This window comes from Lysinibacillus sp. NPDC058147, assembly GCF_042884205.1.
Taxonomy (GTDB): domain Bacteria; phylum Bacillota; class Bacilli; order Bacillales_A; family Planococcaceae; genus Lysinibacillus.
The window spans coordinates 86,156-99,203 of the sequence record NZ_JBHVUJ010000001.1 but is presented as its reverse complement, the minus strand read 5'-3'; the positions used below and the strand labels follow the sequence as shown (position 1 = coordinate 99,203).

At 38.5% G+C, this 13,048-nt stretch carries 11 protein-coding genes; 5 read left to right on the top strand and 6 right to left on the bottom strand.

What is annotated here, in order from left to right:
• The first annotated feature begins 41 nt into the window (after window positions 1-41).
• Window positions 42-248 carry a hypothetical protein gene (locus ACFVT8_RS00410; protein WP_387082458.1) on the top strand — a complete coding sequence of 69 codons (207 nt, stop codon included), beginning with the start codon at window positions 42-44 and terminating at the stop codon, window positions 246-248.
• Window positions 249-439: 191 nt separating this feature from the next.
• Here ACFVT8_RS00410 and acsA read toward each other — a convergent pair whose 3' ends face one another.
• Window positions 440-2,167: an acetate--CoA ligase gene (gene acsA, locus ACFVT8_RS00405; protein ID WP_387082459.1), complete on the bottom strand. Its 1,728-nt coding sequence runs from the start codon at window positions 2,165-2,167 to the stop codon at window positions 440-442.
• A 344-nt stretch (window positions 2,168-2,511) separates the two neighbouring features.
• Here acsA and ACFVT8_RS00400 point away from each other — a divergent pair, with 344 nt between their 5' ends.
• From ACFVT8_RS00400 to ACFVT8_RS00390, 3 genes are read left to right on the top strand one after another with little or no spacing between them, the layout of a single operon-like run.
• Window positions 2,512-3,144, top strand: coding sequence for a GNAT family N-acetyltransferase (locus ACFVT8_RS00400; protein ID WP_387082460.1), 633 nt, complete (start codon window positions 2,512-2,514; stop codon window positions 3,142-3,144).
• 24 nt (window positions 3,145-3,168) lie between these two features.
• Window positions 3,169-3,819: an acetoin utilization AcuB family protein gene (locus tag ACFVT8_RS00395; RefSeq protein WP_387082461.1), complete on the top strand. Its 651-nt coding sequence runs from the start codon at window positions 3,169-3,171 to the stop codon at window positions 3,817-3,819.
• Complete coding sequence (locus ACFVT8_RS00390) at window positions 3,816-4,976, top strand: acetoin utilization protein AcuC (RefSeq protein WP_387082462.1); 1,161 nt, start codon at window positions 3,816-3,818, stop codon at window positions 4,974-4,976. The genes ACFVT8_RS00395 and ACFVT8_RS00390 overlap by 4 nt, the downstream gene beginning before the upstream one ends.
• A gap of 148 nt (window positions 4,977-5,124) precedes the next feature.
• On the opposite strand, the gene ccpA is transcribed toward ACFVT8_RS00390, so the two are convergent.
• Both ccpA and ACFVT8_RS00380 read right to left on the bottom strand, forming a co-directional pair.
• Window positions 5,125-6,129: a catabolite control protein A gene (gene ccpA / locus ACFVT8_RS00385; RefSeq protein ID WP_049667456.1), complete on the bottom strand. Its 1,005-nt coding sequence runs from the start codon at window positions 6,127-6,129 to the stop codon at window positions 5,125-5,127.
• A 526-nt stretch (window positions 6,130-6,655) separates the two neighbouring features.
• Window positions 6,656-7,741 carry a bifunctional 3-deoxy-7-phosphoheptulonate synthase/chorismate mutase gene (locus ACFVT8_RS00380; protein WP_387082463.1) on the bottom strand — a complete coding sequence of 362 codons (1,086 nt, stop codon included), beginning with the start codon at window positions 7,739-7,741 and terminating at the stop codon, window positions 6,656-6,658.
• Between the two features lie 425 nt (window positions 7,742-8,166).
• On the opposite strand from ACFVT8_RS00380, the gene pilM reads away from it, so the two are divergent.
• Window positions 8,167-10,320 (top strand): pilus assembly protein PilM, encoded by a 2,154-nt coding sequence (gene pilM, locus ACFVT8_RS00375; protein ID WP_387082464.1) that lies wholly within the window; start codon window positions 8,167-8,169, stop codon window positions 10,318-10,320.
• A 54-nt stretch (window positions 10,321-10,374) separates the two neighbouring features.
• Here the strand turns inward: pilM and ACFVT8_RS00370 are convergent, their stop codons facing one another.
• The 3 genes from ACFVT8_RS00370 to murC form a co-directional block, all read right to left on the bottom strand.
• Complete coding sequence (locus tag ACFVT8_RS00370) at window positions 10,375-10,875, bottom strand: YtxH domain-containing protein (RefSeq protein WP_387082465.1); 501 nt, start codon at window positions 10,873-10,875, stop codon at window positions 10,375-10,377.
• Window positions 10,876-11,010: 135 nt separating this feature from the next.
• Window positions 11,011-11,517 carry a DUF948 domain-containing protein gene (locus tag ACFVT8_RS00365; RefSeq protein ID WP_387082466.1) on the bottom strand — a complete coding sequence of 169 codons (507 nt, stop codon included), beginning with the start codon at window positions 11,515-11,517 and terminating at the stop codon, window positions 11,011-11,013.
• Between the two features lie 110 nt (window positions 11,518-11,627).
• Entirely contained in the window at window positions 11,628-12,941 is a 1,314-nt protein-coding gene (gene murC / locus ACFVT8_RS00360; protein WP_387082467.1) for a UDP-N-acetylmuramate--L-alanine ligase, read from the bottom strand.
• Window positions 12,942-13,048: the final 107 nt, after the last annotated feature.

Here is a 13,048-nt window from a genome sequence, read left to right as displayed (position 1 = left end):
TACTTTCTTGGAAGTATCCCTTAAAAGTGATCTGCTTTGCCTTGAAAGTGATCCGCTTTGCCTTGAAACTGATCCGCTTTGCCTCGAAAGTGATCCGCTTTGCTCTGAAAGTGATCCGCTTTGCCTTGAAAGTGATCCGCTTTGCCTTGAAAGTGATCCGCTTTGCCTTGAAAGTGATCCGCTTTGCCTTGAAAGTGATCCGCTTTGCTCTGAAACTGATCCGCTTTGCTCCGAAAGTGATTCGATAATCCAAGGAGTCTCCCAGCCTTCACTCCAATCAACTCATATACATGTCATACGTTTTAACAATGTCATCTCCAGATTTTGATAATAAACCCGAAGTAACGATTCATTCACTGTAAACCCCGTTGTTGCTTTTAAAAAAAGAAAGCAGGAATTTTTCGTCGACCGAATAAATTCCTGCTTCTTATGCTACAAATTAATCTTCCATCGTAGATAAATCACCAGTTGGTAGATCCAACTCCCATGCCTTTAACACACGACGCATAATTTTACCACTACGTGTTTTTGGTAGCTTATCCTTAAATTCGATTTCACGTGGTGCTGCGTGTGCAGATAAACCTTTCTTAACAAAATTACGAATATCCTCAATCAATGCATCAGAAGGCTCAACACCCTCACGTAATGATACAAAGGCTTTAATAATTTCACCTCGTACAGGATCCGGCTTTCCGATCACCCCTGCCTCGACTATATCAGGATGCTCTAGTAACTTACTTTCTACCTCGAAAGGACCTACCCGTTCACCAGCTGTCATAATAACATCATCTACACGCCCTTGGAACCAGAAGTAACCATCATCATCCATATAGGCAGAGTCCCCAGACACATACCATTCACCTTTTAAGAAATAAGATTCATAACGCTCTGGATTCCCCCAAATTTGACGCATCATTGAAGGCCAGCCACGTCGAACCGCTAAATTCCCCATTGTAAAAGGTGGTACTTCATTACCAGCATCATCAACAATCGTCGCATGAATACCTGGTAATGGTTTTCCCATTGACCCTGGCTTAATATCCATAGAAGGATAGTTACAAATCATATGGGCACCAGTTTCCGTCATCCACCATGTATCATGAATACGGTGTCCTAGCTCATCAATCCCCCAACGAATTACCTCTGGATTTAACGGCTCACCTACAGATAAAATGTGGCGTAAAGAAGATAGATCATAATTTTCGAGCATACCACTACCAGCACCCATTAACATTCTGAAAGCAGTTGGTGCACTATACCAAACTGTTACACTATAATCCTCAATTGCTTGGTACCAAGCTTGTGGTGAGAATCTCCCACCAACAATTAGCATTGTGACACCATTTAACCATGGACCAAAAATGCCATATGCTGTACCTGTTACCCATCCTGGATCAGCCGTACACCAGTAAATATCGTCTTCACGCAAATCTAATACCCATTGCGTTGATTGATATTGTTGCAGCATCGCGTTATGAACATGCAATACGCCCTTTGGTGCTCCAGTTGATCCAGAAGTATAATGAAGAATCATACCGTCCTCTCTGTCCACCCATTCAATATCAAATTGAGAAGATGCTTCTTTCAGGCGTCTATTAAAATCTAAAATTTGTGATGTTTCCACTATATTAGATCCTACTAAAAAGACGTGCTGCAAATGCGGTAGCTTTGCTAAAGGTACTCGTTCAAGTAACTCTGGTGTTGTCACTAATACTTTAGCTTCACTATCTGCAAGTCTGTCATAAACAGCACCTTCCATAAACGCTTCGAATAATGGACCTACAATAACACCCATTTTCAATGCTCCTAATAAAGAAAAATAAAGCTCCGGTGAACGCGGCATGAAAATAAATAATCGATCACCTTTTTCTAAATTTGTTGCTGCCTTAAAAACATTTGCTGCTTTATTCGTCTGTTTTTTCATTTCATTGAAAGAATAAGCCTCTTTACGCTTTCCATCATTAAAATAAAGTGCAACTTTGTTTTTTTGATGCGTTTCTGCATGACGATCAATCGCTTCATATGCCATATTCACAAGCCCAGTTTCATACCAACTAAATCCCTTTTCTGTCTCTGTCCAATCATGTGTTGCCGCAGCTTTCTCATAATCAGGCAAATTATATTGCCCCGATAAAGCATTCAACTTCTCCAACATTTTCATCCCCATGAAACTACCCCTCTCTTTGCTATCGCCTTAGTACATTAGTAGGCAAATTTCAAATCGTAATTTCATTATTTTCCCCTTTCAAAATCCGCCACCTTCTCCAAAGACAACTACGTTATGTAGCATTTGTTATACAACAGTTTGAGTAGTGTAAAATTTAAAAATGCTTATTCACACTACATTTATCTGTTGAATAACAGATGCAATATAAATATATTTTACACGAATTCACCAAGAATGTCTTAATATTTTTATTTTTCTAAAAACTCAGGTATATTTTGCAAAAGATAGCGTTTTTCCGCAGGAAATCAGCTATAATGGAATTATTAAACTCAGGTGGTGTAATTATGGAACATAAAAAAACTTTTTTTTCTGTCACAAAGGAAACTAAGCATGGTACTGTGTATGTGGAAGGACCTGTTCCTCCAGAAAAATTAGCTACATATTCATTCCACGAAGGCTTGGTTGCTTTTAGACCTCCAAAGCAACAGCAGCAAGCCATTATAGAAATTGCAGGACTTCCTGAAGGACGAATTATTATTATTCGTAATGAAAACATTATTGTAGGCTATGTCACTTATCTATATCCCGATCCACTCGAACGATGGGCGGAGGATCGAATTGATAACATGATTGAGCTAGGTGCTATTGAAGTCATCCCAGACTATCGCGGTACAGGTGCTGGTAAGGCATTACTAGCTGTGTCTTTTATGGGAGATGAAATGGAAGACTATCTTGTTATTACTACCGAATATTATTGGCATTGGGACTTAAAAGGGACTGGTTTAAATGTTTGGGATTATCGCAAAATGATGGAGAAAATGATGGGCTCTGCCAACTTCGAATATTTTGCTACAGATGACCCTGAAATCACATCACATCCTGCTAACTGCCTGATGGCACGCGAAGGAAAGCGCGTTCCTCCTGAGACTATGGAAAGATTCGATAGACTTCGTTTTAAAAATCGCTTCATGTATTAAAGCCAACACAAAGGGGATGAGTATATGATCGTTGAAGAAATTATGAATGAAGAGCCCTACACGTTGGCTCCGACCAATTCAGTGTTAGAAGCGCTGAAGTTAATGCGTGAGAAAAAAGTACGTCATTTACCAGTTATTGATGAGGAGCGTCATGTTCTTGGTGTTATAACTGAACGAGATATTAAAGAGGCTTTGCCTTCCTCGTTACGGGATGAGCCTAATTCTCCAGTTTTTAACGCAAAAGTGGAAGAGATTATGGTTAAAAATCCACTTGTAGGTCATCCACTTGATTTCGTAGAAGAAGTGGCTCTTACTTTTTATGAATCCAAAGTAGGCTGTTTACCAATTGTCTCTGGCGGAAAGCTAGTTGGAATTGTCACTACAACAGATTTACTCTATACATATATAGAGTTAACTGGTGCCACTGAACCTGGCTCTAAAATTGAAATTCGTGTTTCTGATACACCAGGAATATTATTTGAAATCACAAAAATTTTCAATGAACATCATGCAAATGTCCAAAGCGTCTTAGTTTATCCTGACTCTGAAAATACCCAAAATAAAATTTTAAGTGTCCGAGTAAAAACATTGAATCCACTAGCTATGATAGAAGATCTTCGTAAAGAAGGATTTGATGTATTATGGCCTAATTTACCAGGTGTTTCGTTACAATGAAAAAAGCAGTATTTGTTTACTCGCCAGAGCAACTCGGATATAAATTTTCAGATACCCATCCTTTCAATCATAAACGCTTGACGCTTACAATGGATTTGTTAAAGAATATTGATGCTCTTGATGATTTAGATATTGTTCCAGCTCGTGTCGCAACAGAGGATGAGCTTTTACTTGCACATGATCCAAAATATATTGAAATCGTTAAAAAAGCAGGACATGGTGAGCTTTCAGAGGCACAATGTGAAAGCTACGGCATAGGCACCGAAGATACGCCTATTTTTGAAAATATGCACGAAGCAAGTGCACAGCTTGTTGGCGGAACATTAACAGCTGTCGATTATGTTATGGAAGGAAAAGCCGAGCACGCCCTCAATTTAGGTGGAGGGCTACATCATGGCTTCCGTGGCCGTGCATCAGGTTTTTGTATTTATAACGATAGTACAGTAGCCATCCGCTATTTGCAGGAAAAATACAATGCTCGTGTACTTTATGTAGATACCGATGCCCATCACGGGGATGGGGTGCAATGGAGTTTTTATGAAGATCCAGATGTTTGTACATTGTCTATTCATGAAACAGGACGTTATCTTTTCCCCGGAACTGGTAATATTACGGAACGCGGAAATGGACAGGGCTACGGCACTTCTTTTAATTTCCCAATTGATGCTTTTACAGAAGATGAGAGTTTCCTAGAAATATATGAAAAGGCTATGCGAGAAGTCTTTGAATTTTTCAAGCCGGATGTTGTGCTAACACAAAACGGCGCAGATGCACATTATTTTGATCCACTAACACATTTATATGGAACAATGAATATTTATAGAGAAATTCCAAAGCTTGCGCATAAATTAGCACATGAATATTGCGGGGGGAAATGGATTGCCGTTGGCGGTGGAGGCTATGATATTTGGCGTGTTGTGCCTCGCGCATGGTCTATGCTATGGCTTGAAATGACAGATCAGCAATTACCGACAGGACCACTCCCTCAAGCATGGTTAGATCGTTGGCAGCCTGAAGCACCAGTGCCTTTTATTCCAACTTGGGATGATCCAAATCCATTGTATGAGCCAATCCCTCGAAAAGCTGAGATTGAAGAAAAAAACGCACAAATGCTAACTAAAGCACTTCATATTATTCGCAATCAAAAACACGTTTAACACTATGCCTCACGACAATCGTGGGGCTTTTTATTTTTACCCCAGCCCTCTATCAATTACTCTTCGCATTCTATCCATCACTTTCACCTTTCAATCCGACTATAAAAAAACACGTAAATTCCATTATCAGATTTACGTGTTTTAACTGTTATTTACTTTTGACAGATTGTCGATGTTCAATACGATGAGGTAAAATAACCGCTTCGTCTTCAACAGGCTCTTTGTTCATCAATTTTGTCAGCAAGCGCATTGCGACAGCTCCGATATCGTACAGCGGTAACGCGACACTTGTCAGCTGCGGACGAACCATGCGTGCTAATTTTGAATTTTCAAAGCTGATTACTTCGATATCCTCAGGTACATCTTTGCCTGCATCCTGCGCACCATGAATCAATCCAATTGCTAATTCATCACTACCTGCAAAATAAGCAGTTGGAGGATTTTCAAGAGAGGATAATGTTTCCCAAGCCTCTAAGCCCATATCATAGCTCGATTCCTCTGCAGCGATTAGTGATTCATCTATAGGTAAACCTGCGTCTTGTAAGGCTTTTTTATAAGCTTCAAGTTTGAATTTTCCATTAATAGTATACGTAAGCGGACCTGTTACGAAAGCGATTCTCTTATGACCATTTTGAATGAGTAATGTAATCGCCTCATAAGCTGCTTGGTAATAATCAATGTTAACAGTCGCAATTGTTTGCGATTCATCAACTGAACCTGCAAGCACAATTGGTACAGGTGAATGATCCATAGTTTGTTGCATTTTTTCAGTTACTTCATCACTCATCATCACAATACCGTCAACCTGTTTTCCTAGCATTGTATCCAGTAGCTGAAGCTCTTTATCTTCATGTTGGTCTGAGTTGGCTAAAATAATATTGTAACGATACATTGTTGCAATATCTTCTACACCACGTGCCAGCTCCGCATAAACATTGTTTGCAATATCCGGGATAATCACGCCAACTGTTGTTGTTTTCTTACTTGCTAATCCACGCGCTACTGCGTTTGGACGATACTCTAATCGTTCAATTACTTCTAATACTTTTTTTCGTGTTGCTGGTTTTACGTTTTGATTACCATTGACTACACGAGAGACCGTTGCCATAGAAACATTTGCTTCTCTTGCAACATCATAAATTGTAACAGTCATCGTACGTGCCTCCCTTTTTCCTTTTATAGCCTTATCATACGATAATTTTCATATTCTTTTCAAGAAGCAGTATGTACATGAAAAGAAAAACCAAGTACAAATAGTACTTTTCTAGTCATTATTTTGTCACTATATAGTAAACACCGCCTGCCGATTAAAGCAAGCGGTGTTTATCAACATATCAATTATGCCCCGGCATAATTGCGTCTGGAATCGGCTTTGTGCTTAGGCCTGCGTGATGCAGGTCAGTTAGCCGTTATCGCATGGATGCGATGATTTTAGGCTAACATCGAACTCCTTTCCGATTCCGTGACATCCGCCGGAGGCTTTGGGCCAACACGATGTTGGTCACTCAGTCGTAGCCACAGGACGTGGCGTTCTTAGACTGAGTTCCTCTATTTCAGTGGGTGTTTGGACACCCACTGAAAAGTAACTTAAATCTGCATTCATCTCACTACCTACAGAGGTGGGAGACTTCTGTACCTGCCTCTAAGCTTTCGGTACAGAAAATAATTGCTGAAAGAAGTTATGCATTGATTTCATGGCTCTTCATGAATTTTTGTAGTGTTTCGTAGAAAGCATCAAATGTTGGAATATCCATTTGTTGTTGTGAATCAGAAAGTGCTACAGATGGATCTGGATGCACCTCTGCCATGACGCCATCAGCTCCAATAGCAATTGCTGCCTTAGCACATGGCAATAGTAAATCACGACGACCTGTTGAATGCGTTACGTCTACAAAAACTGGTAAATGCGTTTCTTGTTTTAAAATTGGTACAGCAGAGATATCTAGTGTGTTACGAGTTGCTTTTTCGTAAGTACGAATACCACGTTCACAAAGAATGATATTCTCATTTCCTTTAGACATAATGTATTCTGCTGCGTGGATAAATTCATCAATTGTCGCTGCTAAGCCTCGTTTTAAAAGTACCGGTTTATTTGTTGCTCCTGCTGCTTTTAATAATTCGAAGTTTTGCATATTACGTGCACCAATTTGGATAACATCAATGTAATCTAATGCTTCCTCTAAATGACCAGGTGTAACGATCTCAGTAATAACGCCTAAACCGAATTCTTCAGACACACGTTTTAAAATTTTAAGTCCTTCTAATCCAAGACCTTGGAAGTCATATGGAGAAGTACGTGGTTTATAAGCACCACCGCGAATTAACTTTTCACCTTTTGCTTTAATAGATGCTGCTACTGCTGCTACTTGCTCGTATGATTCCACAGCACAAGGTCCAAATACGAAAGATGGTTTCCCTTGGCCAATTAGCTCACCATTTACATTAATGACAGTATCTTCTGATTTTTTCTTACGAGATACAAGTAATTCTTTTTTCTTATCCGCTTCAAGTTGTTTTAAAGCTGTTTTAAAAATTTGTTTAAATATATAATCAACCGTCATTTGGTTTAATGGACCTTGATTGTGTTCTTTAATAAGATCAAGCATGTGTCGTTCACGTAATGGATCATAGCGATTCACACCTTGTTTTTCTTTAATTTTACCGATTTCATCAACTACTGCTGCACGTTCGTTAATTAGACGAAGAATTTCTAAGTTTAAACCGTCTATTTGACTACGTAAGCTTTCTAAATCTTTTTGGCTCATGCTTTCTTGCTCCTCTCCTCATGACAGACACTTCCAGAACTCTGAAATGTATGTTACATTTTTAGATATTAGCAACATTATAATCAATGTTGTACAGAATGTCACGCATTTTTAATTTAGCGCTTCAACTCGCTAAATTATATTAACATATAACGAGAAAGGAAGCGAGTACAAAGAACTCCTTTCCGATTTGTGACATCTGACGGAGGCTTTAGGCCAACATATGTTTTTTGCACGAAAGCGCAGTGCAACATAGCGCCAGCAAAGGTTTTTAGTCTGTGCGAAAGCGAAGCGACAGCGGCAACAACACGATGTTGTCACTCAGACGCTTTCACAGGATGTGAAGTTCTTAGTCTGAGTTCCCCCTATGTCAGCTGAATTTTGATGAAAGAAGTTAACATATAACTAGAAAGGAAGCGAGTACATTGAGTTCAAAATTATTTGCACTTGATATCGGTACACGTTCTGTAGTAGGCATTATTTTAGCTGAAGATAATGACCGCTTTCACGTGGAAGACATCTTAGTAAAAGAACATAAAGAACGCGCCATGGTTGATGGTCAAATACATAATGTCATGTATGTGGCAGATTTAATCAATGAAATTAAACATGAACTTGAAGAGAAGCATGGCCCGTTAACAAAAGTAAGTGTCGCTGCGGCTGGTCGCTCATTAAAAACAGAACAAGCAAGCGTGACGATTAATATACGTAATCGACCAATCTTTACAGAAGAAGATATAAGTCGTTTAGAACTACAAGCGGTTCAACAGGCTCAGCAGCAGCTCCTTCAACACAAAGAAGATGCTAAAATAAGCCACTATTATTGTGTTGGTTATTCAGTTTTATATTATCGATTAGATGGTGAAGAAATTGGTAGCCTACTCGATCAGCAAGGTGATGAAGCACAAATTGAAGTTATTGCTACGTTCTTGCCACGAGTTGTCGTAGAATCACTTATTGCGGCTCTTAAACGCGCGGATTTAGAAATGGATGCTCTAACATTAGAACCTATTGCAGCTATCAATGTACTTATCCCCCCAACAATGCGTCGTTTAAATGTGGCTCTTGTTGATATTGGTGCTGGTACATCTGATATTGCCATTACCGATAAAAGTACTGTTGTCGCTTATGGCATGGTACCAACAGCTGGTGATGAAATAACAGAGGCTTTAAGTGACCACTACTTACTCGACTTCCCAGTTGCCGAAAAAGCGAAACGTCAACTGCAAACAGAAGAAGAAATTTTAATTCAGGATATTTTAGGCTTTGACCAATATTATCCTAAAGAAGAAGTTCTTCAAGCAATTGAACCTGCTGTTAAGCAACTTGCAAAAGCCATTGGGGAAGAAATTTTGCGTCTTAATAATCGCATAGCTCCTAAGGCGGTAATGCTTGTTGGTGGAGGTAGCTTAACACCAAATCTTACAAACGAACTTGGGCTAGTACTAGATTTACCTGCCAATCGTATTGCCGTTCGAGGGATTGACGCCATTCAAAACTTAACGAAGGAAGATCATATTAAAGCATCTCCTGAATTGGTGACCCCAATCGGTATTGCTATCGCAGCAAAAAAAATGCCTATTCAATATATGAGCCTAACAGTCAATGAACAAGTCGTTCGCCTTTTTGAATTAAAAGAAATGACCGTTGCAGATGCATTTTTAGCAGCCAATATTCGAGCAAAGCAATTATACGGGAAACCAGGACACGGATTATCAGTGAATGTAAATGGACAAGATATATTCATCCCTGGTGGTCACGGTCAACCGGCGGAAATTTTAGTAAATGGTCATCAGGCATCCACAAAAACAATGATTAAAACAGGCGATGCCATCCAGTTAATTGAAGGCCAAGACGGTCAGCCAGCTAATGCTACAGTGAGAGATATTATAGATGATGCTTCGATTAAAACCGTTACAATTCAACATACAAAATATATAATTGAACCACAAATAACTGTTAACGGTTCCACTGCTTCACTCGATAGTGCATTAAATGATCGAGATGTTGTGATGTTTGAAATAGCCGAAACAGTCGAGGATGTATTTAAGCTCACAAATAATTGGGAGTTATTAAAACAATTTGAGTCATTTTATATTCAAGTGGACGGAAAGCCACTTTATTTACCAGAGTTTTCAGCCCATCTAATGATTAATAGTAAACCATCAAAAATGTCATATGCTGTACAAGACGGTGATGTTATTTCGTTTCAACAACAATCATTCCCTACTGTTCAACGGATTGCTGACCAAATGAATATTTTACTTGAGGATAAAATCATCATACACTTTCAAAACGAAGTGTTAGAGCTGAAGAAGATGGCCAACGAAGTTCTCGTTAATCATGTAGTAGTTTCACCACTTTCAACCGTTCCAAATGGAGCAACACTTTCATTTAAAGAAAAAGACCGAAGTCGTTGGATATACCAAGATGTGTTCCGCTTCTCTAATTGGCAACTACCTACTACATTTAAAGGTAATTTTACAATTTTACGAAATGGTCAACCAGCAAGCTTCGATATGGAGATTTTCGGCGGGGATAAATTAGAGATTTTACTAGAAAAAGCGCCTATATCTTAAAAAAAAAGGGATACGTTACATCTATGATAAGATGTAGCGTATCCCTTTTATCTATTATGCGCGAACTTCTTCACTTTTTTCTTCAGCTTGTTCCTTTTTTTCACTAACATCCTCTGCTTTAGGTTCTTCACTAGGAATGAAATCCTCCAGTGGCTCTTCACCCTCAAAAGAAACAGTACCATCGTCAAAAACAGTTGGTGCTTTTGCTGATTTTAATGTTTTTACTTTCTCTACTAATTGTGTAGATTGTTCTTGAATTTGTTTAGATAATTGAACCGTTTTATCTTTAGCAGTTGTCGAGAAATCTGCACTCTTATCTTTTAAGTTAACAGCTTGTACTGCTACATCGCTACGTAAATCTTTCCCTGATTTTGGAGCTAGTAATAAGCCTGCAGCTGCACCTACTATACCCCCAACTAATGCGCCAATAACAAAATCCTTCATGTTCACTCGCTCCTCTTCATAGATCGACTCTTGCGGTTGATAAAGCTGTGGCAATGAACTTTCAAGTTGTTGTTCCTTCACTTCATTATAATTTGGCTTTTGAGTTGTCATGCAACAATTCCTCCCCATCTTATTATCTAATTTGCTTAGACTTGGTTGTCCATCTGCTTTCGCGGATGCATTCTACAACATATGCCTAAGATTTTATTTTTATTCCTTTGATATTTAATGCCTACCGAATAATTATTATTTTTTTCGGCCCCATTTTCTTTTCGATTTTTCCGACTGCTCTGATTCAGAAGAATAAACATCTTCTTGAATCACCTCATTGGCTTGATCGATAATTTTACGTTTCTTCCACTTATCTGCAATGCCCATTGCGACATTACTCCATTGAACAACTTGTGCAATTTTTTCTTCATTTTGTTCCACACTATTAGAAATTGAAGAAGTGATTTGCTGTACAGATGTATTTAAACCATTTACAGAGTCGCCAATTCCTTTGACTGCATGAACAACAGAATTTAACTGTTCGGATTTTTCTTGAATATCCTCTGCCAAGCTATTTGTTTTGGCTAGTAAGGAAGTTGTTTCACGTGTAATACCTTCCATTTGTCCTTCAATACCTGATAATGTTCCAGCTAAACTGTTAAGAATTGGTTTGAGCGAAAATAATGTCATTCCAACGCTTACACAAAAAATTAAAAAACCGATTGCTGCAATGATTGCTGCAATATACAAAATAACTTCCATAACTAGACCTCCTGCAAGTAAAAATTCTCTTTACTATTACTTTCCTTATTTTCGACAAAAAAAACTGAATTCCTTCTCATTTTGAGAAAAAACAGCTTATTCCTTGCGGACTAAGCTGTTTCGTTGTTCTTTAGCACGTCTTCAAAAGCATCTTGGAATTTGTGAACATCGCCTGCGCCCATAAATAAAAATACTGCGCCCTTATGCTTTGTTAACACTTCAATTCCTTCAGTGGTAATCACTGCACTGCCTTCAATTAAAGACGCTAAATCTTGGATTGAAAGTGCGCCTTGTGTTTCCCTTGCAGAACCAAAAATATCACATAAGTATGCTGTATCTGCAAGACTTAGACTATCTGCAAAATCCTGTAAAAAAGCTTGTGTACGTGTAAATGTATGTGGTTGGAAAATAGCTACTAACTCACGATCCGGAAATTTTTGTCGCGCCGATTGAACCGTTGCACGGATTTCAGTTGGATGGTGTGCATAGTCATCTATTAAAACATTATTCCCAATATCCGTTTCTGTAAAACGTCTTTTTACACCTTTGTATGTGTTTAAACGTTCTTGAACGATGTCTGGTGAAATACCTTCATATTGGCAAAGTGTAATTACAGCTAAAGTATTTAATACCGCATGATCTCCAAACAATGGGATAAAGAAAGTACTATAAAATTCATTACGGACAAATACGTCAAATTTTGTACCCTTTGTTGTTTTCTCAACATTACGAGCCTCAAAATCATTTTCAGCTCCAAATCCATAATAAACAACAGGTACTTTCGCTTGAATACGTTGTAGATGTTCATCATCACCGCAAGCAATAATTGCTTTTTTAACCTGTAATGCTAGTGATTGAAAGGCCGAATAAACATCCTCTATGTTTGCAAAGTAGTCTGGATGGTCAAAATCAATATTAGTCATTACCGCATAATCAGGATTGTAAGCTAAAAAGTGTCGACGGTATTCACATGCTTCCATCACAAAGAAGTCAGCACTTTCATGTCCAGCTCCTGTTCCATCTCCGATTAAATAAGAAGTTGGTTTATAACCTCCTACAACATGAGCCATTAAGCCAGTCGTAGATGTTTTACCATGTGCACCTGTAATAGCAATCGACGTGTAATTACCGATATATTCACCTAAAAATTTATGGTAGCGAATAACTTCTACACCGATTTCACGAGCACGCTCTAATTCAGGATGGTCATCAGCAAATGCGTTCCCTGCAATAACTGTCATACCTTCTTTAATATTATCTGCATTAAATGTAAAAATTGGAATATTACGATCACGTAACGGCTGTTCCGTGAAGAAATATTTATCAACATCTGAGCCCTGTACTTGTTCACCAGCATCAAATAAGATTTGTGCAAGTGAACTCATGCCGGAACCTTTAATGCCTGTGAAATGAAAAACTGTCATTAATTAAACCCCCCGGGAATTCAATATCCCTTCTATCATCTATTAGGTGTATCGTATTTTCAACTAATTATTAGGTATTAATACCTTTGCAAGTACTAAAAAATACG

Coding starts and splice junctions, on each gene's coding strand:
- acsA (WP_387082459.1), bottom strand. CDS start 2,167: ATGGGGATGAAAATGTTGGAGAAGTTGAATGCTTTATCGGGGCAATAT.
- ACFVT8_RS00400 (WP_387082460.1), top strand. CDS start 2,512: ATGGAACATAAAAAAACTTTTTTTTCTGTCACAAAGGAAACTAAGCAT.
- ACFVT8_RS00395 (WP_387082461.1), top strand. CDS start 3,169: ATGATCGTTGAAGAAATTATGAATGAAGAGCCCTACACGTTGGCTCCG.
- ACFVT8_RS00390 (WP_387082462.1), top strand. CDS start 3,816: ATGAAAAAAGCAGTATTTGTTTACTCGCCAGAGCAACTCGGATATAAA.
- ccpA (WP_049667456.1), bottom strand. CDS start 6,129: ATGACTGTTACAATTTATGATGTTGCAAGAGAAGCAAATGTTTCTATG.
- ACFVT8_RS00380 (WP_387082463.1), bottom strand. CDS start 7,741: ATGAGCCAAAAAGATTTAGAAAGCTTACGTAGTCAAATAGACGGTTTA.
- ACFVT8_RS00370 (WP_387082465.1), bottom strand. CDS start 10,875: ATGACAACTCAAAAGCCAAATTATAATGAAGTGAAGGAACAACAACTT.
- ACFVT8_RS00365 (WP_387082466.1), bottom strand. CDS start 11,517: ATGGAAGTTATTTTGTATATTGCAGCAATCATTGCAGCAATCGGTTTT.
- murC (WP_387082467.1), bottom strand. CDS start 12,941: ATGACAGTTTTTCATTTCACAGGCATTAAAGGTTCCGGCATGAGTTCA.